The 18789-nt window shown below is 59.8% G+C and carries 20 protein-coding genes; 8 read left to right on the top strand and 12 right to left on the bottom strand.

Annotated elements, in window-relative coordinates; genetic code table 11:
* Positions 1 to 13: 13 nt before the first annotated feature.
* The gene (locus FF098_RS14440) at positions 14 to 3079 is read right to left on the bottom strand and encodes a hybrid sensor histidine kinase/response regulator (RefSeq protein WP_155141820.1); all 3066 of its coding nucleotides are present in this window, start codon (positions 3077 to 3079) and stop codon (positions 14 to 16) included.
* A 146-nt stretch (positions 3080 to 3225) separates the two neighbouring features.
* On the opposite strand from FF098_RS14440, the gene FF098_RS14435 reads away from it, so the two are divergent.
* Entirely contained in the window at positions 3226 to 4242 is a 1017-nt protein-coding gene (locus FF098_RS14435; protein WP_155141818.1) for a patatin-like phospholipase family protein, read from the top strand.
* Positions 4243 to 4332: 90 nt separating this feature from the next.
* Positions 4333 to 5001 carry a type III secretion system chaperone family protein gene (locus tag FF098_RS14430; protein WP_155141816.1) on the top strand — a complete coding sequence of 223 codons (669 nt, stop codon included), beginning with the start codon at positions 4333 to 4335 and terminating at the stop codon, positions 4999 to 5001.
* 60 nt (positions 5002 to 5061) lie between these two features.
* Here FF098_RS14430 and FF098_RS14425 read toward each other — a convergent pair whose 3' ends face one another.
* From FF098_RS14425 to FF098_RS14395, 7 genes are all read right to left on the bottom strand, one after another.
* Complete coding sequence (locus FF098_RS14425) at positions 5062 to 5385, bottom strand: YbjQ family protein (RefSeq protein WP_155141815.1); 324 nt, start codon at positions 5383 to 5385, stop codon at positions 5062 to 5064.
* A gap of 74 nt (positions 5386 to 5459) precedes the next feature.
* A complete protein-coding gene (locus tag FF098_RS14420) occupies positions 5460 to 5921 on the bottom strand; it encodes a hypothetical protein (protein ID WP_155141813.1) in 462 nt (153 codons plus the stop codon).
* Between the two features lies 1 nt (position 5922).
* On the bottom strand, positions 5923 to 7206 hold the full coding sequence (locus FF098_RS14415) for a hypothetical protein (RefSeq protein ID WP_155141811.1): 1284 nt from the start codon (positions 7204 to 7206) through the stop codon (positions 5923 to 5925).
* A 122-nt stretch (positions 7207 to 7328) separates the two neighbouring features.
* Positions 7329 to 7796, bottom strand: coding sequence for a hypothetical protein (locus tag FF098_RS14410; protein ID WP_155141809.1), 468 nt, complete (start codon positions 7794 to 7796; stop codon positions 7329 to 7331).
* A 1-nt stretch (position 7797) separates the two neighbouring features.
* The gene (locus tag FF098_RS14405; protein ID WP_155141807.1) at positions 7798 to 9075 is read right to left on the bottom strand and encodes a metal-dependent hydrolase family protein; all 1278 of its coding nucleotides are present in this window, start codon (positions 9073 to 9075) and stop codon (positions 7798 to 7800) included.
* Positions 9076 to 9141: 66 nt separating this feature from the next.
* Positions 9142 to 9840, bottom strand: a complete 699-nt coding sequence (locus tag FF098_RS14400) for an aspartate/glutamate racemase family protein (protein ID WP_155141805.1) — start codon at positions 9838 to 9840, stop codon at positions 9142 to 9144.
* A complete protein-coding gene (locus FF098_RS14395; protein ID WP_155141803.1) occupies positions 9837 to 10952 on the bottom strand; it encodes an SGNH/GDSL hydrolase family protein in 1116 nt (371 codons plus the stop codon). Before FF098_RS14395 ends, FF098_RS14400 begins: the two co-directional genes overlap by 4 nt.
* 187 nt (positions 10953 to 11139) lie before the next feature.
* On the opposite strand from FF098_RS14395, the gene FF098_RS14390 reads away from it, so the two are divergent.
* Positions 11140 to 12330, top strand: a complete 1191-nt coding sequence (locus tag FF098_RS14390) for a glycoside hydrolase family 5 protein (RefSeq protein WP_205967528.1) — start codon at positions 11140 to 11142, stop codon at positions 12328 to 12330.
* Between the two features lie 42 nt (positions 12331 to 12372).
* On the opposite strand, the gene FF098_RS14385 is transcribed toward FF098_RS14390, so the two are convergent.
* The 3 genes from FF098_RS14385 to FF098_RS14375 form a co-directional block, all read right to left on the bottom strand.
* Complete coding sequence (locus tag FF098_RS14385) at positions 12373 to 13179, bottom strand: hypothetical protein (RefSeq protein ID WP_155141801.1); 807 nt, start codon at positions 13177 to 13179, stop codon at positions 12373 to 12375.
* Between the two features lie 135 nt (positions 13180 to 13314).
* A complete protein-coding gene (locus tag FF098_RS14380; RefSeq protein WP_155141797.1) occupies positions 13315 to 14124 on the bottom strand; it encodes a hypothetical protein in 810 nt (269 codons plus the stop codon).
* Positions 14121 to 14570 carry an ABA4-like family protein gene (locus FF098_RS14375; protein WP_155141795.1) on the bottom strand — a complete coding sequence of 150 codons (450 nt, stop codon included), beginning with the start codon at positions 14568 to 14570 and terminating at the stop codon, positions 14121 to 14123. The genes FF098_RS14380 and FF098_RS14375 overlap by 4 nt, the downstream gene beginning before the upstream one ends.
* Positions 14571 to 14712: 142 nt before the next feature.
* Between FF098_RS14375 and FF098_RS14370 the strand changes: the two genes are divergently transcribed.
* The gene (locus FF098_RS14370) at positions 14713 to 15501 is read left to right on the top strand and encodes a LytTR family DNA-binding domain-containing protein (RefSeq protein WP_155141793.1); all 789 of its coding nucleotides are present in this window, start codon (positions 14713 to 14715) and stop codon (positions 15499 to 15501) included.
* Here FF098_RS14370 and FF098_RS14365 read toward each other — a convergent pair.
* A complete protein-coding gene (locus FF098_RS14365; RefSeq protein ID WP_155141791.1) occupies positions 15498 to 16145 on the bottom strand; it encodes a hypothetical protein in 648 nt (215 codons plus the stop codon). The genes FF098_RS14370 and FF098_RS14365 overlap by 4 nt on opposite strands.
* A gap of 121 nt (positions 16146 to 16266) precedes the next feature.
* On the opposite strand from FF098_RS14365, the gene FF098_RS14360 reads away from it, so the two are divergent.
* From FF098_RS14360 to FF098_RS14345, 4 genes are all read left to right on the top strand, one after another.
* Positions 16267 to 16629 (top strand): DUF2200 domain-containing protein, encoded by a 363-nt coding sequence (locus FF098_RS14360; protein WP_155141789.1) that lies wholly within the window; start codon positions 16267 to 16269, stop codon positions 16627 to 16629.
* A 67-nt stretch (positions 16630 to 16696) separates the two neighbouring features.
* Positions 16697 to 17230, top strand: a complete 534-nt coding sequence (locus tag FF098_RS14355; protein ID WP_155141787.1) for a hypothetical protein — start codon at positions 16697 to 16699, stop codon at positions 17228 to 17230.
* Positions 17231 to 17331: 101 nt separating this feature from the next.
* Complete coding sequence (locus FF098_RS14350) at positions 17332 to 17823, top strand: hypothetical protein (protein WP_155141786.1); 492 nt, start codon at positions 17332 to 17334, stop codon at positions 17821 to 17823.
* Positions 17824 to 18252: 429 nt separating this feature from the next.
* Positions 18253 to 18768, top strand: coding sequence for a hypothetical protein (locus FF098_RS14345; protein WP_155141783.1), 516 nt, complete (start codon positions 18253 to 18255; stop codon positions 18766 to 18768).
* The last annotated feature ends 21 nt before the right edge of the window (positions 18769 to 18789 follow it).

The raw sequence follows: 18789 nt of genomic DNA, 5'->3' as shown, positions 1-18789 counted from the left end.
AAGCCTGAACAAATCAGACCGCCAGTGCCTCTTTCACCTTGGCGGCGACGGTTTTCAGGCTGAACGGCTTTTGCAGGTAGCCCGCGCCCTCGATCGCCTCCAGCTTGTCGCGCATCGCCGTCTCGGCATAGCCCGACATGAAGATGACCTTGGCCTTGCCCAGGCGCTCTCCCGCCTCCTGAATGAAGGTCGGCCCGTCCATTTCCGGCATCATGATGTCGGACAGGACGAGATCGAACGGCTTGTCATCTTCATCGAGGATATCCATCGCCTCTTCGCCATCGGTCGCCTCGACGATCTCGTAGCCGCACATCTGCAGCGCGCGGACGACGATGGTGCGCGCGCCGTCCTCGTCCTCGACGATCAGGATACGGCCCTTGCCGGTCAGGTCGGCGGATTCGGACACCTTGTTGGCACCGTCGGCCGGGGCCTCCCTGGTGGTCTCCTCCTCATAGGAGGCCGGCAGGAAGATTCGGAAGGTCGCCCCCTCGCCCGGCCTGTTGTGCAGGAAGATACGCCCGCCCATCTGGCCGATGACACCGTACACGGTCGACAGGCCGAGGCCCGTGCCCTTGCCTTCACCCTTGGTGGTGAAGAACGGTTCGAAGATTTTTTCGGCGATATCCTCGGGCACGCCGGTGCCTGAGTCCGACACTTCGATCAGCACCTGGTCGACATCGTCGAGCACCGCATAGCCATAGGCTGCGACGTCAGGTGCCTTGACCAGCTTGGTCTCGATCGTCAGCTCACCGCCTTTCGGCATCGCATCACGGGCATTGACCGCGAGGTTCATCACGGCGAGTTCCAGCTGGCCCTTGTCGGCTTTCACCTTGGGCAGGCCGCGGCCATTAACGACATTCAGCGTCACCCGTTCGGTAATCGACCGATTGAGGAAAGGCGAGAAGTCGCGCAGCATCTCGGTGACCGACAGCACCTCGGACTGCAGCGTCTGCTTGCGTGAGAAGGCGAGCAGGTTCGAAGTCAGGTTCTTGGCCCGCTGGGCGTTTTGCTGGATCAGGACAAGGTCCGGATAGGACGGATCGCCCGCCGCGTGACGGCGCATCAGGAACTCGCAGGAGCCCATGATAACTAGCAGCAGGTTGTTGAAGTCGTGGGCGATCGACCCTGCAAGGTGACCGATCGTCTTCAGCTTCTGGTCCTGCGAATAATCCTCTTCCATGCGTTTCTGGAAAGAAACGTCCACGGAATAGAGTACGGTCTGGCGCTTGCCATAGCTGCCACGGCGGCGTTTGACCGGCCGTGCATAGAGATGAACGAACTTCGCAGAAGCACCATCGCCGATCTTGACCTCGACAGGTCGGGCCAGCGCTGAATTGGTGTTGCGTGTCTTCAGCGCTGAGGCAAGATCGCGTGCGACCTGCTCGGAGAAGCATTCGGAGAACAGCGGGTTGTTGCCTTCGATCTCGAAAAGATCCGCAAAGACCTTGTTGATCTCGGCAAGCCGCGCATCGGACCCGATATCGCCCTCGACCACCGCAATACCGAACGGTGCTTCCGTCATGTCACCGGACGCGCTGGCAAGCTCCCGGGCAGCAGCATCGCCGACCTCGACGGGTTGCAGTTCGATGCAAACAAAGCCTTCGCCAACGCCGCCGCGCAGGAATGGCGTCAGGGAGATATCCACCGCGCCCCCTGCCCGCTTGCGCATGCGTGACTCGGTCGGCTTCTCGTTCTCGTCCCACAGCTCCTCGACAATGTCGTCAGCCTCACCAAGGATGAAATCGGACAGCTGTAGTGAGCCCTTGATTGTACCGACCCATTCGGCCATCGCCTCGTTGTACCAGACAATCTGGCCGGAACGCTCCAGCCCGAAGACCGGGCGCGGATATTTGCGATAGGCAGTTGTCAGCGTGTCGACCACATCCTCGACTTCCTGCTCACGCAGGCGCCAGGCGATGTGCTCGCCCTTGTCGCGCATTACGCGCAGGGAAATCTCGAACCGGCGCAGGCGGGCGGCCCCGGCCTCTGCGCCCATCATCTGGGTGATGATCTCTTCGGTCGGCTGGCCGGACTTGGCCGCGCGGCACAGGCGGAAGACCTTGCGCGATTCAGGACCGGACGCATTGAACAACCGGTCTATGCGCGGCGGCAGGCCGGAGGTGCCGCGAATACCAGCCTGTTCGGCGACCTGCTGATAGGCCTCGTTGGCATAGACAACGACGCCCTCACGCGTGGTCACGAGACGCGCATCCTTGTCGGCATTCAGGATGTCTTCGGCAAGGCCCAGCGGCTCGAGTATATCCTTGCCCGCAAGCTGCACGGCACGGGTCTTGTCGTTGCCGGTCGCCCGGTGCATCAGCACGCCCGCCAGCATCAGCGGCGAGAAGGATTTCGTCACCGCCCCGCCGATCATCAGCAGGAGGATACCGGCAAGACCGCCGAGCAGGATCAGCCACGGCACACCGGAGGCGACACCCACCGTCAGCGCATAGAGGACGCTGGCGACGACGCAGCCCATCGAGCCCCAGACGATAAAGGGCGCGACCTTCTCGAACAGGCGATTGATCAGCGACGGTTTTTCCGGCTCCAGGTCGATGACGGATGTCTGGGCAGGGGCTGCGGCAGGCTGCGGTGCTGCTTGAGGGTCAGCCTGCGGTGTATCATCGCTGTCCTCTTCATTGGCAGCAGCAGTCACGGCGGCGGGTTTATCGGTCGCGGACTTCTTCTCGGCTTTTTCCAGCTGTTCGATGATTCGGCTCTGCTGGGCTTCGACCGGATTGGCGGCAGGTTCATCTTCACCCTCCCGTGATGGCCGGTTGGCAGTCGAAACGTCGTCCTTCTCTTCGGCCTTCATCGCCATGCGCAATTCGTCAATGGCGGAAATGCCGAGGGCGCCCCGCTGGCTCTTGCCCTCACCTTTCGTAGAACCCTTGTTCTCGCTGGTGGATATCTTGTTCTCCCGCCTCACTTCTGAAGGCGCAGTCGCTTCAAAGGCGTCATCGAAGCTCTTGGCGAGGGTCTTGTCCTCGAAACTCACATCCTTCGGCAGATCATCGAGAGAGCTTTTCTTGCGCTCTTTCTGTGCCGAGGTTGATTTCTTTTTGAAGCCCTGCAGCATATGTATTTCCTATGCCAGTGTGAGACAGACCGCGTGTGAAACGGTAACGTGCAAGTGTTCGCAAGCCGGGACCAGAGTGCCGACCCGGTAAGTTATCCAGAGTCGCACGCCCGGTGAATGCCGTTCGAGAAGAAGAATGTTAATGAATGCTTAACAAATCCCTTACGCCACAAACCGCATCTACCAATAAGGGACCGAAAATCGGTCTGGCACTCGGCTCCGGCGCGGCGCGTGGCTGGGCGCATATCGGCGTCCTGCGTGCGTTTGACGAGATGGGCTACAAGCCTGATGTGATCGCCGGGTGCTCTGTCGGGGCGCTGGTCGGCGGGGCGCATCTGCTCGGCGTTCTGCCGGAGTTCGAGAAATGGGCGCGGGAGCTGGGGCCGCTTGCTGCCTTGCGCGATTTTGCGGTGAACATCTCCCATGGCGGTTTCCTGAACCCCGATGCGGCGTTCAAGGCTTTCCGCCATGCCGACAAGGATTTCGCTGATCTGCCAATCCCCTTCGGCGTCAACGCCACAGACCTCGGCACGGGCCGGGAACACTGGGTCACGACGGGTTCGGTGATCGACGCGGTGCGCGCCTCCAGTGCAATCCCGATGGTGATTCATGCTGCCAGACTGCCCCATGAACATGGTGACCACTGGTTTGTCGACGGTGCCCTCTCCAACCCTGTGCCAGTCGATCTTGCCCGCTCGCTCGGCGCGGATAAAGTCATTGCCGTCGACCTGACCGCCGTCGCGCTGACCCTTGAACGGTTCGACCCGCCCCCGACCCGCGCCGTGACTCTCGTCGAACCGGCCCCGCTGGTCGAGCAGCAACACCTGCTGCCCGAACCGCTGCATCACCTGCTCGCCAACACGCGCCACTATGTTGAACGCCAGATACAACTGGCCAAGGCCAAGATGCAGGCAACGCCGCACTTCTTCGAGACGGCGATCGCCACCATCGATATCTTCCAGACCCAGCTTGCAGAGGCGAAGGCGCAAATCCACAAGCCCGATATACGCCTGATGCCCGACATGCGGGCCGCCGGACCAACGTCCTTCGACCGCGCAGACGAATTCATCGATATCGGCTATCGGGTGACGATGGAGGCGCGTGACGAGATATCGGCCCTGTTCGCCGGGGAAGATATCGAGGGCGCTGAAGTGATTCTTTAGTCCCTGAGGCCCAAGACCTCCCCTGATCTAGTGATTGACGTTCCCGCGCCGTGGTGGTGAGATATCGCGTCAATTGGAGGGGAATTTTTCATGAATAAGCTTGCTGTAACACTTTCTGCTGCCTGCATGGCTGTCGCCGGCATGGTCATGCCTGCCAGTGCGCAGATGAACTCACTGGGGGCATCGAGCGATGCGTCAATGATCTACGATTTCTCGGCATCAAACCTGCTGCCGATCCTGACGGCCAATGGCTATACCTATGAAGTCGGCACCATCATGGAGCGCGAGGCGGTTCTGGCCATCAACGGCGCTGATCGGGTTATCCTGATGCCGGTCGTTTGCGGCGACGGCTCGCGCTGCCTGGGCCTCGCCATGCTCGCCTTCTTCCAGGGCGGACTCTCGCTGGAAGGCAACAACCAGTACAATAACGGCTTCTTTTTCGCCCATGCAGAGAAGTGGGAAGAGGATACGGTGATCGAGCGCTACCTGATCACCGATTACGGCTATTCGGTCAAAACGATGGGCGTAGACCTGGCGGTCTTTTTCGATTCAGTTGCCAAATATCGTGACTTCTCTTCAGTCAGCGTCGAAGCCTCTTTCGGTGATGATGCTAGCACCGATGGCAAGATCGGCAATGCCTTGAGCGCAACATCGGGCGAAGGCCATGACAGCCTGAAGAATGATATCCGGCGCGCTGCCATCGACGGCTTCCCGCAAGGCTGGAATGATGACGGCTATACGGACCTGATTGGCCAGTAGCATTCTGTCAAAGGACAATTTCACACGCCCCGGCAGATAATTTCTGCCGGGGCGTTGATTTTAGCGCAGCTTTACGGCTGTACCGCTGGCGGAGACCATCAGCATCGCGCCTTTCTGGGTGTCGATACTTTCATAATCGAGATCGACACCGATGATGGCATCTGCCCCCAGCGCGCGGGCTTCTTCGGCCATGTCGTTCATGGCGTGGTCGCGCGCCTCACGCAGGGCTTTCTGATAGCCGCCTGACCGGCCGCCGATGATGTCGCGCAGGCCGGCGAACAGGTCGCGGAAAATATTGACGCCAAGGATGGCCTCGCCAGTGACGACGCCAAGCGCTTCGGTAACCTCGCGGCCCGGAACGTGCGGGGTGGTAGTGATCTGCATCCGTTACTCCTCCGTTTGTCTATCCTACCAGATAGGAACGCAGGAGCTGATGGAAAAGGTCGCTGATGAAGCGCCTAGAAAAGACCGAGGAATTTCTTGCGCTTGCGGCGGCTGTCGCGCTCGGCCTGCATCTTCGCAGCATAGCCCATATAATCGAGTTCGCGGCGCGCAGTCAGGTTCTCGGTCACTTTCAGGTCGCGGATCAGCTGCTCTGTGTGCAGCGTTTCGGCGGCTGTCATGTTGACCTCGGGCTCGGCAGCAGGCTTGTACTGCTTTTTCTCCGGCCGGCCTTTCTGGTCGAAGCTTGTCAGGCGAGAGCGCAGCGCATCGAAGGCAGCCTTCGAAGGCTCCTCGACCCCTTCAGGCATCGGCACGGATGCCGCCTTGTGGGCCGTCTCCAGCAGCGAGCGATGGCGCTCCATCTCCTCGATCTGTGGACGCGGAATGTTATCAACGCCGGAGCCGGTCAGGTTGCGGGTGGTGCGGGATTCAAAGCCCTGCCAGATCTGTTTCAGGCGATCGCCACTTTTGCTCATCTTACAGCTCCGCTTTTTCTGTGCGCCACTCCAGCCCGCCATTGCGGGTGATGACGGCAACATCGATCGGCCCGCCGACGGTCTCGATGGAGTTCATGACCTTCTGCTGGAAGGAGTTCAGCTTGATCAAGCTTGCCGCGGTCTCGCCCAGCTCTTTCTTCGGCAGAGTCTGGATCGCGCGATAGATCGGCAGCGTATGGACGATATGCTGGTAACGGTCGACGGAGCGGAAGAACTCCCGCAGCGCCATGACCATGTTGTTTTCCGAATAATCCGCCCACAGCGTTTGCCGCTGGTCATCGCTCAGGCCCGGCACGCGCCCGACAAGGTCGGAGACGACATTGGTCGTCAACTTCAGCGTCTCGCCGAACATGAACATGCGCAGATACCCGTCCATGCCAGTCAGGAAGGTGCGGATCATCCTGTCCTGCGCAAACGGCTGGACGACCGGGCCGGAATTGGAGCCCATATCGGCAATCCGGTCCTGACGGTGCTTCAGCAGGCCGAGCACGACAGACGAGGTCAGGTAGGAACGCATGGAGGGATATTTGTCCTGCCGCCCGAAGCCCGCAAAAACGACGCCGGTATAGTGCTCGAAGAACGCATCGCGAGTGACGGAATAGACGGCGATATCCGTCAGTCTTGCGCGCAGCTTATCCGTGATGTGCAGGCCGGGATGGTCCTGCGCCAGCGCCTGCACCAGCGCCTCGATCAGCTCGTTGATCTCCGCCTTGTAGCGGCGGCGGATCTGCTCATCCATGCCCTGCGGGAAGGCGTCGAGGTCCGGGCGCGGGGTATCGTCGAGATTGCGCTGGTAGTCATTGTGCAGTTGCTCGACCACGAATTCGAAGATCTGGTTGATGTGGTCGCGCACCCTGCCCGCCTTGGCCTCGATGAACTTGGCGACCTGATAGTCGAAATCCTCGGCAAGTATGGTGAAGACGACCAGCACATGCTTGAAGAATTCCGTGTCCTGATGGTCCGGCGGGAACAGGTCCGGATTGCCGGAAATGAAGTTCAGGAAGTCCTGGGCATAGGCCTCGATCGTGTCCATCGGCTTGCCGGCGGCATGCTCGCGATAGAGCGAGATGACCGTTTCCCACGGCGTCGACATGATCTCTGCATTGTTATAGATCATGACCGCGACCGGCTGGCCGTCGACCAGCGGGAACAGCTTGTCGACCGAATTATAGGTCTTCAGATAGTTCGCGCCGGAAATCGTCACGGCGCTGTCCGCGGCCATGGCCACGGCACTGCGGTTCATCAACACAACTTCTGACGTCATATACCCCCCGATACTGGCATCGGGCCTCCACCAAGCTTCCCCGCTGCCAAAGGCGCGGGCCCCATTAGAGACCAGTGTTGCCGAGAATCCGGCCCGGTGCAAGCGCAGAAGCCCGACATTCCCTAGCGTTTTCTGCTCCCGAAAAGCCGGAAGACGGGCGCCAGCAGCCGCCAGAAAAGCGCACAAATCAAAGGGATAAGCCCCACCAGCATGACGATCTGGGTCAGCCGGATCAGCCAGGGCGGCATACGGGGCGGGGCTTCGAACCAAGCGTTCATGCTCTCTGTGACTTGGATGCTGGCAAAGATCATACAAATAAAGAAAACCAGAACGGCAGCCAGATTGGCGATGGCCGTTATCTGGTCAACCAGTGCTGTTTTGCGTAACAAAGCACCTGAACACCAGATCATTGTCACTGCCAGAAACCCGATGAAAGCTACCGCATTGGCGAAGGCCAGATGAGCCTGTGCCGTCTCGTTGGGAGAATACGGCCACAAGGCGCCGGAAAATGACACAACCGCCAGCAGCGTAGCGCCGGAAGCAGCTGTCGCCAGAAAGGCGGGCTTGAGTTTGTCTTCGCTATCGGCCATGTCAGGGCGCTACAAACACTGTGCCGCCCTTCATGACGAAGGAGACTGTTTCGGTCGTGGTGATATCCTCCAGCGGGTCGCCATCGACCGCGACGATATCGGCATATCTACCCTGCGCGATCAGGCCACGATCACTCACGCCCAGCAGGTCGGCCGCATAGGTCGTTGCGCTGCGCAATGCCTCGATCTCGGACTGGCCGAGATTGACGCGATAGGCGAATTCCTTCGCGTTATCTCCATGGGGATAGACCCCCGCATCCGTGCCGAAGGCAATCTTCACCCCGCGCCGCATGGCGACCCTGAAGCTCTCATCCATCATCGGCATGACATCTTCCGCCTTCTTGCGGATGGGGGCTGGCAGGGCGTCATAGTCGATGGATTCCGACAGATAGAGTGTCGGCACGATATAGGTGCCGTTTGCCTTCAGTACCCTCGCCGCTTCATCGGTGATGATCGAAGCATGCTCGATGGAATGGATGCCCGCTTCTGACGCGGCAATGATGCCCTCCGTGCCGTGGGCGTGGGCAGCGACGCGCACGCCATGGCGTTCTGCTTCCTCAACGACGGCGCGCATCTCTTCCATGGTCATCTGCTGGGCACCTAGGGTCGCCTCGAACGACAGGACGCCGGCGGTGGCGCAGACCTTGATGACCTTGGCACCATGCTTGATCTGGTAGCGGGTCGCTTTCAGGAATTCATCAGCGCCGTCAGCAAGGCCGGATTTCACGTCCCCCTCCAGGATGCCAGGCGCAAAGCCGGTGACGTCGCAATGGCCGCCGGTGACACTGAGCGAGGAATTCGCAGCGAAGATGCGCGGCGCGACGATCAACCCGCGATTGGCGGCCTCGTCCAGCGAGGAGGAGACATTCATTGGCGAGCCAAGCTCGCGTACCGTGGTAAAGCCTGCTTCCAGTGTCTTTTTCGCGTTCGACGCGCCGCGCAGGGCGAAGTCCGCCTCGGTCCATCGCACCGGCTCCGTCACCCAGTCCGTGCCAATGTCATAGGCAAGATGGGTATGCATATCGATGAACCCCGGCAGCAGGGTACGACCGCCGAGATCGATGGTCTCGTCCGCGTTGTTCACCTGCTCCGCGCTCGGCGACAGGGAAGCGATACGCCCATTCTCGACAAGCACCGTCGCCGGTGAAACATATCGGCCGCTGTCCATGTCGAGATAGCGCGCGGCCTTGACCAGCGTCGTTTGCGCACCGGCCTGGGCACCAGTCATCAGCCCGATGATGGCCATGATCGCGCCAGTGGATTTGAATATTTTCTTCATGCGAAGGCTCCCTCACCTCTTGAGGTTGGAGCGTAAGGGTTTTGCGCCGGACTTGGCAACTGTCGGTCAGCCGGACGAGAGCGCGAAATCAACCGCTGCAGCCGCATGGATCACTGTCGTGTCATAGAGCGGCACGGGGCAGTCATCCGGCCCGACCAGCAGCATGATTTCCGTACAGCCGAGGATGATCGCTTCAGCGCCCTCGTCTGTCAGCCTGGCTATGATGCCCTGATAAGCCCTGCGAGAGGCATTCTCGACCTTGCCGACGATCAATTCGCTATAAATTACATCGTGTACGGCTTTCCTGTCCTGCTCGCCGGGGATGATGACGTCCAATCCGTGGCGCTCACGCAGCCGCCCCTTGTAGAAATCCTGTTCCATCGTAAAGGCCGTGCCGAGCAGGCCGACGCGTTTGATGCCGTCCGCCTTGACCCGCTCAGCCGCTGCATCCGCAATATGCAATAGCGGGATGGAAACCGACGCAGCGACATCATCCGCCATTTTGTGCATGGTGTTGGTGCAGATCACGACACAGTCGGCACCACCCTTCTGCAGGTCCGACGCTGCATCCACCATGATCTGCGAGAGCGGCTCCCACTTACCTTCGTGCTGCAGCTTTTCGACCTCGCCGAAATCTACCGACAGCATCAGCGAGCGGGCGGAATGGGCACCGCCCAGCCGCTGCCGGACACCCTGATTGATCAGGCGATAATAGACGGCAGAGCTTTCCCAGCTCATGCCGCCGATAAGGCCGATGGTTTTCATTCAGCTTCTGCTTCAGCGAATATGAGATCGATCTCGGCGATCACCTGATCCGCTATGCGCCCTGCATCAGCCGTATCCGGATGATAATGACATCCACTCATGGCCAGGCCCGGTATGGAGATGAAGGTGATATCAATATCCCCGGCGGCAACCACTTCGTCGGCGACGGCTTCTCCCATCGCGGCAATCTCGCCATCTGCCAGATCTGTCGCCCAGAGTATGAAGGACGCACCAGGGTAGCGCTCGTGAAGCATCTCGACAAAAGCGACATAAGTGCTGGCAAAATCCTGCTGCAGTGCATCGCGCGTTGCCCATTTCTCCTCTGGCTTCAGCTCTGTCGAGAAGTCATTCGTGCCGAGAGAAATAACAACGACTTCCGGTGCCCAGCCTTCCGGCTCATAGGTCGTATCGTCATTCAGCAGCGCAAATGGATAGGCTGCAGGCAGCGTGTCGCCCGCCCCACCATCATAGTTACGCACGATGCCGCGGCCGGAGATCGCATTGACCTGATAGTCGGCACCATAATGACCGGCAATGACGCCCGCCGGTCCCTGCGATGTATCGGTCGTCAACCACACATCTTCCTGCGTGCAGTCTCGCGTCGTGGATGTATTGCCATAACCGACTGTATGGGAGTCGCCGATAAACTCGATCTGCGGCCCGCGCGTTTTAAGCGGCGTGTACGATCCCGTCGTGTAGACACTGCCAATGGCCGTCGCGCCGGCCTGGCTTTCGCTGATCACCTGGACTTTCAGGGAGTGGGTACCGTCTGCCAATCCGCTGATCCGATACAGGCCGGCCTCGGGCTTGATCAACCTCACAGGCTGGCCAGCATCAACGATGACGTTCAGCATGACATCGCCATCACCGATTTCGATGTAAGCCTCACGCCCCTCGAAGGCTGTCTCAAAATATGTCCCCGGCCATTGCCGCTTCCAGTGCGCCCCGGCATCGACGACGCGCCCGCCGATATAGACGGGCAGCGGCGTTGCCATCTCCGGCACAGCGTCGACCTGTTCTATAGACTGCGCAAATGCACCGGCTGGTGCCAACACAAGGCCTGACATCGCCATACAGGCGAGCATCGGCAGTCGGGCAAAAGGCTTGGTCATTTTTCATCCCTCGCGTTAATTTCTCCGCCGGGACCATGACCGATCCGGCGCCAGTTGGCTATGTCAGAAATTCATGAAGTTTCTCATATAAAAAGATTTCCTCTCATGAAACAAAATTGACGCAGCATGTGCTTGGCCTTAGGGTCTCGCCCAAAAGAACTACCGCGCAAGTCGAGAGGAAACGATCGTGAAATTCATCCGCCTTCTGATGGCCGCCATGCTGGCCGCATATAGCTTTTCGTGGGGCGCTGCCGCCGGTGAGACCCTGCCAGATTACAACACAAGTCCGATCGAGGCAGACCGAAGCGGCATGGAAAAGAACGCCATGCAGATCGCGGCCGATATGGGCCTCGGCTGGAATTTGGGCAATACGCTGGAAGCGAGCGGAGGGGAGACCGGCTGGGGCAACCCGATGGTCACTAAGGAATTCATCAGTCTTGTCAGTGACAGCGGCTTTAACACGATCCGCCTGCCCGTGGCGTGGGACCAGTATGCAGATACGCAGACCGGCAAGATCGATGACGCCTGGCTCGACCGGGTGACAGAGGTTGTCGACTATGCAATTGCGGAGGACATGTATGTCGTCATCAACATCCACTGGGATGGCGGCTGGCTTGAAAACAACGTCACCCGCGAGGCCAGAGACGACGTCGCGCCCAGGCAACGAGCCTATTGGCAGCAGATCGCCACGCATTTCCGCGACCATGACGAGCGCCTCGTCTTTGCTGGTGCCAACGAGCCCAATGTCGATAACCAGAGCCAGATGGCGGTTCTTGCCGACTATCACCAGATCTTCGTCGATGCCGTGCGCGAAACCGGCGGGCGCAATGCCTATCGTACACTGATCCTTCAGGGACCGCGAACCGATATCGAAAAAACCCGCGACCTTTGGCCTGGCATGCCGGAAGACACTGTCGCTGACCGGATGATGGCGGAAGTCCATTTCTATACACCCTGGAATTTTGCAGGGATGGAAAAGGACGAAAACTGGGGCAAGATGTTCTTCTTCTGGGGAGAGGACTATCACTATAGCAAAATGCGTGACCGCAATGCCAACTGGGGTGAGGAAGACATGGTCGACGATCTGTTCGCCATGATGCAGCACCAGTTCACAGACAAGGGTGTACCTGTCCTTCTGGGCGAATATGGCGCAATTTCCCGCCGCAATCTAAAGGGTGAAGCGCTGGAACGTCACCTCGCCTCGCGTGCTTGGTATCTGGAATATGTCACCCGCTCGGCGCTGGAGCACGGCCTCGTGCCTGTCTATTGGGACAATGGCCATACCGGTAATTTCGGGTTCGGGCTGTTCGATCGCAACCGTAACGAGATTGCAGACGAGCAGGCCCTTGAGGCTCTCCTGAGAGGTGCCAGCCAGTAGGTTGGCACTATATCATCAGCTCACGGATAGAGTATCCTTGCGTCAGAAGAACCGCTCATAGGGTGCCTGACCTCGCCCGCGCGGCACATGGATCATGGCCGATCTGTAGCGGTCATTGCCATCGAACTCGACCCAGATACTGGGCCCATCACCATATCCGCTGCCATAATAAAGCGTTGAGCCGACCTTGCGGAAGAAACGAACATCCTCCTGATATTCCGCAGCCGCCCCATATTCAGAGCGGAAGTCCGCAACGGTAGCCCCTGTCTCGCCAAATGCCGCCATTTCAGCGGCGAGGTCATCATCAATGTCATCAGGCCCGATAACCCCATCGGCGAGGGCCACTGCGCTGGCATCGACTTCTTCAGGCCCGTCACCCTCACCTTCCGGAGGTGTCTGCGCTGCCGCGGACGGCGAAGCCTGTGCAGCCGGCCGCGCTTTCGCAACGCTACCGCCGGTATCGCGCTGTGTCTTGCGTGCGCCCTCGCTGTTATAGACAGCGAGAACCGGCGAGGCATCGCTCCACTCCTGATAATAGCCGGGAATGACCACCGCCGCCCAGGGCTGGTCGAAACCGGTCTTTCCATACCAGACCAGTTCAGCCGTGATCTCACTCCCGTCCGCATCATTGCTGTAAGCCATGGCAGGGCCGTACCGTGCCGTCACTTCCCCCAGGGTCGTCTCACCCGGCGTGATGCTGTCTACAAAGTCCGCTCGTTCAGGCGCTGTCCAGACTGGTGAATTGTCCGCCGTCAGCCAGTTCGGCGCGTCGACATAAGGTGAACTGCCACATCCGGCAACGAGTGCTGCCACAGCCGTGCAGGCGATGATGGTTGAACGCATGGACATGAAATCCCCTCTTTCCGCCTTTCAAACAGGCCCTTCATCTTCTCTCTCTGACGCGTGCAGGGTTCCACAGTGCCGTTGCTCGGGTCAAGGGCAAGACCACCCTGCCGCGCCTTGAGAAAAGTTACCACACGGATTTTAAAACAGGATAAAACCTTCGCCAATAAATGGCTGCCCGGCCAGTGCCTGCATGAAGGTTGCGATAGCGATCACCGAGCCTGCTATCGCCGCGATCCAGACGATTACCCTTGCCCTTTTCCCTGCCAGTTTGTCGGCGAAATACCCGACAAGCGGCAGAGCCTGCATCAGATGCGTGGCAAAGAAGTGCGGCACGCGCAGGTCACCGCCCTGGCGCGACCAGCCGACGATCGGCACGCCGCCAAGATCCGTGCGCGGCGCATCCACCCAGTGGCCGGTCGGCTGCATCGACATGTACCCGGCAATGACCAGCGTCAGGATAAAGCCGAGGATCAGCCCCAGGCCGGTCCCGAGCTTAAGGCCGCCCCCAAGCCGGTCCGTCGTCTTTGCCGCCAGAAACCTGCCGCCGATGATCGGCGTTGGCAGGATGACCAGCATCACCCCGATACCCATAAGCCCGTAAATCACCGAATCGATCATCGTGTCGTTGTTGAAGTGCGAAGCGACACCACGGGCTGCCTGCACCGTGATCACCAGGATCTCCAATATCGCGGCACCGGCGGAGACAAGGGCGAGGCCGCTGAGCCAGGCTGCGCCCCGCGTGCGATCCGGCAGAAAGCGCACGAGAATACCCAGCGTGAGCAGGTGGATCGCTGTGGAGACATGAAACTTCATCGGCTTCACCCAGACGGAAATGTCGTTCAGCAACCGGTCATCCAGGGCACCGGCGACGAGCGTGACGGGCACAAGGGCGAGCAGGAAGAGAGCGGCCTGCAGCCAGGCCCGTTCAGCAAGGGTAAAGCGGGTCATGCTGCCACCTCGCCCTTGCGCGTTTCCAGTGCCCGCCATGCGGTGCCGGTCAGCACGTGCAGCAGGAAGCCGAGCGGCCCGAACAGGAATGTCGCGATCAGGATCGGCGTCTGTACCAGCCGTGACAGGCCCTGTTCATCCGACCGCCGGGCGATCCATGTACCGATGGCGAGATCGAAGGCCAGATAGTGAACCCAGCCGGCGAGCAGGCCGGCATCGGAGGTGAACAGCGCCCGGACCTGATCGATCGAACCGAAGCCGCCACCATCGATCGTCGCGAAACTCGCCATTGCAAGGCCGCCATAGAAGACGCTCAACAGGGCGGGAATGATAATGCCGGTGGTCGTGGTCAGCCAGGTCCAGCGCGGCAGCAGGATGAGCAAGAGCCATCCGATAAGGGCGAGATTATTGCTCCAGCCAAAGAGCGTATCGAAGTCGGCAAACATGATTTTCAGGTCCTTTCATCTGCGGATGAGCGGACCTTGTCGGGCAACGACCAAGGGCGCGAGCGTGTTTACGCGAAACATCTGGAATCATGCGCCAATTGCTGTAATTTCATTTCGCGAAGCGTGAAATGCAGGGCGTAAGATGCAGTTATCACAGCGAAATTTCATTCTGGGGGCCGTTGCCTTCTCCCTGGTGATGGGCCTCCTGTTTTCGTTCTGGAGCGTTTACAACACCGACTACATGCCCTTTCAGGAGCGTGTGTTTTTCTGGACCAGCACCTTCGTCGTCGGCAATCTGGCGACCGCGCTGGTGACGCCCTGGGTGATCGACGATGCACTGCGTGACCGCCACCCGGCCCTGCACATCCTGCTCATCGCCGCCATCGTTTCCGCACCGGTGACCCTGGTGCTCGCCGCCTTCCAGTATGGCTTCAACCCGCTATGGTCACCCGTGACATGGGTTGTGCGCTATGGCTATGTCATCGTCATCTCGCTGACCAACATCACTCTCGGCTATATCGCCTTCAAGGCGTTCGGGCTGATCGGGCCCGCCCCGGGCGAGGATGCGCCGGAAAGCACTGGGCCAGCGAAGACAGCGACTGAGCGCCCCTCTCCCGCGGCACGGTTCATGGACCGCCTGCCGGTGAAATATCGCGGCGCGACGCTCCATGCCGTCTCGTCGGAGGACCATTACCTGCGCGTCCACACGGACCGGGGCGAAGAGCTGATCCTGATGCGCCTGTCCGATGCCCTGCGTGAGCTAGAAGATGCCGACGGGGTACAGACCCATCGCGGCTGGTGGGTGTCACGGGACGGCGTCGCGGACACGGCGCGGGAAAACGGCAAGCTTTGCCTCATCCTGAAATCGGGCAGGCAAGCGCCGGTTTCGCGGTCCTTTGCCAAGACAGTGAGTGAAGAATTGCTGGCCTAATCCTCTTTTTGGCTCAGCACATCGAGATAACGAGCCATCACCGGCTCTCTTTCAGTTGCCAGCGCCGACAGTTCCTCGGCAAACTCATCAAGAAGCGTGCGGCCAGCACAGCCATGTCGTCTGCCGGTGGTTACACCTGCTTTGGTCTTGATTGTGATGTTGAGCGTAGACCCGTCGATGCAAATGATTTCGTAGGCGTCGTCCTCGCTCACGGGATAAGGGGCAACATCGGGAATTCCGTCATAAGATCCACTGCCCACGGCCTCAAGGAAAGGAGCAACAGCTTCCGATGACAGATCGGCTCGATAGCCGTGCCGGGAAACGATCCAGCTTGCGATTTCATCCTCCCCCACCCAATCGGCATCATAGCCATAGGCCGACAGCCGCCAGCCTTGTTCAGGCAGCTTCAGCAGAATGACATAAGGGAATGGTTCGCCTGCAACAGTCCCGACCATAAGGGCCAGGTAGACTTCCTCGGCTTCAGCAATTGCGTAACAGTCGAAGCCGGGCGCAGAGGAAGAATACTGCAACCATTCCATATTCTGGCAAGGCCCATCCCAACGGGTAAAACCATCACCTTCAGGTTTGGTGCCTGGTTGGAGTTGCAGGATGACGGCGATAGCAGCAAGGAAGGTCGTGAACATGATGTTTCCCTCGGTTTGTCAGATGCTACCCCGTCTGGACCGTGAGACAAGACCGGAACAGGATTCCAGGCTAGCATACGTTCCTTGAGAATAGCCGCATTAATGCGAGAGAGGACAAGCCATGGCTGATACGAAGAAACCGCATCGCATCTATTCGATGAGCTTTGCCAGTGTCTATCCGCTCTATGTCAACAAGGTCGAGAAAAAGGGCAGGACGAAAGAGCAGCTCGATGAAATCATCCGCTGGCTGACGGGCTATGAAGGCGCAAGCCTGGCGCAAGCGCTGGAGGACGGGCGCGACTTCGAGACGTTCTTTGCGCAGGCCCCTGTCCTTAATCCCAAGCGGGAGCTGATCACAGGCGTCGTGTGTGGCGTGCGGGTCGAGGAGGTCGAGGAAGAGCTGATGCGCGAGATCCGCTACATGGACAAGCTGGTCGATGAACTGGCGCGCGGCAAGAAGATGGAGAGCATCCTGCGCACCTGACCTCCCCCAAACAAGGTATTGAACGATTGCCGGTCGCCTTTAAGAAAAATCTGAAGAGGAGAGACTGATGATGATTACCGCCATACTCGCCAACACTTTTGCCGCCCCGCTGGCCGCCGCTGCCATGCTGCAGATGACACCGGCCCTGCAGCAGAAATGGGACACGCAGTCTGCCTTCGTCGACCGCGTCATCGAATGGTCCTGCTCGGCGGTGCCGCGCGGCGAGGGCAACCGCAAGGGCGTGCAGGTGATCATGAGGATCAACCGCCGCGACCAGTACAATGCGGTCATCTATGAAACCAACGGCCTCGCCCTGCCCTCCGGCAATTATCAGGCGAAGATCAAATATGACGCCGATATCAGGATCGACCCGAATGGCGAGATGTTCTTCCTGACGACATCCTCCTCGGTCGCCGAGATGGACGAGCTGCCCTATGGCTATAGCTGGGGCGATACCAGCAATGTGCAAATGATGCTGGCGATGAAGCCGGCCCGCTTCGGCGAAGGACGATACGACCTGAAAGGCTGGAGCCAGGCCCCCGGCGTGATCATGGACGTCTCGTGCGCCTCCGGCGGGTTACGGCTGGTCAAACCGGACTGACCCCGCCCAAGGCACCCTTCCCGGCATATTCCGGCCCCAATTGGGGGTAGGATATTTTTCGGGCCATGAGAGAGGCCCGCTCAAGGGAAGGAGAGAACCCCATGATCAAGCCCACATCTGCCTATATCAAAAGCCTTGCAGCTGGCGCCCTTATGGCCGCATCCCTTACCCTGCCCGGCTTCGCGGCCGCGCAGGAGGCCCAGATCATGCAGCGCTCGGCCCAGCCGGTCGACCCGCGCCCCGGCCAGCTGGCGGGCGAGGAAGTGCTGATGCAGGACGAGGCCCGATGCGAAGAGGTTTATGTCGTTATCGTCGCGCTGGGGGTCGGCCTGCGCTGCCGCGACTACACCACCAAGGAATACGACACCTATGTGATCGACACGAGTGCCTATCCGGAAATGGGCGACCGCGTCGTCGCCCTGCTCGCCAGCAACAAGGTCGTCCAGCAGCTGGAAGAAGACATCGGCATGGAGCAATGGCTGACCTATCTGCGCCACCGCGCGCTGAAACCCGGCCTGAAGGATCTGTGCGACATGGTCGTCCGCCGCCCGGGCCAGGAAACCTGCCGCGAAGTGGTGCGCGTGCAGTTCTAGCGCCGCCGGGTTGCCCCGCGAGCGTATGGGAAGATCGAGGGGGCCCGTGGAAGCGGGAAACCGTCCGTCAGAATATCTAGTGGTATGGGCGGTGCCCACTTCCACGGCGGTGATCTGGTGCCGGGCCGATACGCGGCTCTCCGGTCCATACTGTCAAGGTACGGAACACCGCCCGGATCGACGATGCGAGACTTGCGCACACCCTCTCATGCAATCCGGAACCTGATGCGCCCGCCCTCATCCGCAGGTTACGGGAGGATGAAGCGCCGCCGCCGGGTCCTCACCCGGCTTGAAGGTGGTTATAGCGGGGGCTGAGGCTGCGGGGATAACAATCTGGACGTCGCGGGCCATTTACTCACCTGAACAGGGGGTGGACGGTGTGGATCGGCCCCCTCTACGGTCAGGCTTTCCAAGAGGGGGACAACATCAATGACAATGACCACACTCATCGCCGCCATGGCGGCTGCTTCCATGGCAACGCAGGCGACCGCGACCCAGCAGCAATGGACCGAGCAGGCCGAGTATCTCGACAGGGTCGTGGAATGGGAGTGCGGGGCGACGCCGCAAGGCGGCGACTACGAACCGGTGCGTGCCGTCATGAATATCATCAGGACCGGCCAAACGGTCGAAATCTATGAAGTCACCAAACTGACGATGCTGAACGGGAAAAATTACGTTGCGCGGATCAAGTATGACGCGGACCTGAAAATGAACACGGACGGTCAGGTTTACATGGAGACCACATCAACGGAGACGGTGAGCCTGGATCAGTTGCCCGACAATTTCAGCTGGGGCGATACCAACAGCACCACCATGATGCTGATGATGTTTCCGTCGAAATTCGGCGAGAACCGCTATGAGTTGAAAGGCTGGAGCAAGAGCCCCGGCGTGATCATGGATGTTGCCTGCGCAACCAGCGGACTGAGGCAGGTCGCGCCGGAGTAAGACATCTGGCTTCGACCGTGC

The sequence above is a fragment of the Aquisalinus luteolus genome, assembly GCF_009712425.2.
GTDB lineage: Bacteria > Pseudomonadota > Alphaproteobacteria > Caulobacterales > Parvularculaceae > Aquisalinus > Aquisalinus luteolus.
This window is presented reverse-complemented; position numbering and strand designations above follow the sequence as displayed.